General features: G+C 66.1%; 2 protein-coding genes. Both read right to left on the bottom strand.

Going from position 1 to position 1,153, the window contains the following annotated elements; all coding sequences use genetic code 11:
* Positions 1 to 260, bottom strand: a 260-nt coding sequence (locus J2X71_RS38055; protein ID WP_310390567.1) for a cytochrome c-type biogenesis protein, incomplete at its 3' end; no start/stop codon positions are given.
* Positions 257 to 1,153: cytochrome c-type biogenesis CcmF C-terminal domain-containing protein (locus J2X71_RS38050; protein WP_310390566.1), on the bottom strand; the 897-nt coding region annotated here is incomplete at its 5' end. The genes J2X71_RS38055 and J2X71_RS38050, both read right to left, overlap by 4 nt.

Raw genomic sequence — 1,153 nt, 5'->3', positions numbered from 1 at the left:
GAGACGATGTAGCTCAGCACCTGCTCGTCGCTGTCGCCATCGGTGATGCGCTCGCGCACCAGCAGGCGCAGGTCCTTGGCGAGATCCGCATTGGAATCGTCGATCGACTGGTTCTGGCAGACCATGCAGCGCAGTTCGGCCGACAGTGCCCGCGCCCGGGCCTCGAGGGCGGGGTCGGAGAGCATCTCGTCCGGGTTGACGGCGAAGGCCGGTGCGGCCGCCAGCATGAGCGCCAGGACGAGGAGGAAACGCCTTATCATTCCGCCGGCTCCATGGCAGGTGCCGCCGGCTTCGCCTTTGCTTTCCTGCTCGGCGCACCGACACGCAGGCGCCGGTCGCTGAGCGAGACGAAGCCGCCGAGGGCCATGATCAAGGTTCCAACCCAGATGCAGAGGATGAAGGGTTTCCACCAGATGCGCACGACAATGCCGCCGTCATGGGTGGCGTCACCCAGCGAGACATAGAGCTGGCTGAGGCCGAAGGTCAGGATACCGGCTTCCGTCGTCGGCATCTGCCTTGCGGTATAGAGCCGCTTGGCCGACCAGACATCGGCGACTTGCGCGCCGCCGCGGCGGATCGAGAAATGGCCGCGGTCCTCGGTATAGTTCGGACCGGTGGCCGGCTGCATGCCGTCGAAGACGATGCTGTAGCCGCCGGCATCCGTCGACTGGCCCTGCTTCATCTCGACCACATGTTCGGTCTGGAAGGTGGTGACCGCGACAATGCCGAGCACGGTGACGCCAAGCCCGGCATGGGCAAGTGCGGTGCCGAAGGCCGAGCGCGGCAGGCCGGAGAACCGGCGCCAGGCGATATCCGCCTTCACCTTGCCGATACCGGCGCGATACCAGAGGTCGGCCACCGCACCTAAGATCAGGAACAGGCCGGCAGCAAGGCCGAGCACGGCCATGACCGGGCCGCCATGTTCGAGATAGAAGAAGACCAGCGCTGCGACGAAAGCGAGACCGGCAACAACGTACAGCCGCTGCAGGGCGCCGAGCAGGTCGCCGCGCTTCCAGGCAAGCAGCGGCCCGAAGGGCACGACGATCAGAAGCGGCGCCATCAGCAGGCCGAAGGTCAGGTTGAAGAAGGGCGGCCCGACGGAGATCTTGTCGCCGGTCAGCGTTTCCAGCACCAGCGGATAGAGCGTGCCTGT

Source organism: Rhizobium sp. 1399 (assembly GCF_031455475.1).
Classification (GTDB): domain Bacteria; phylum Pseudomonadota; class Alphaproteobacteria; order Rhizobiales; family Rhizobiaceae; genus Rhizobium.
The sequence above is the reverse complement of the archived record's forward strand: the minus strand, read 5'-3'. Positions and strand labels throughout refer to the sequence as shown.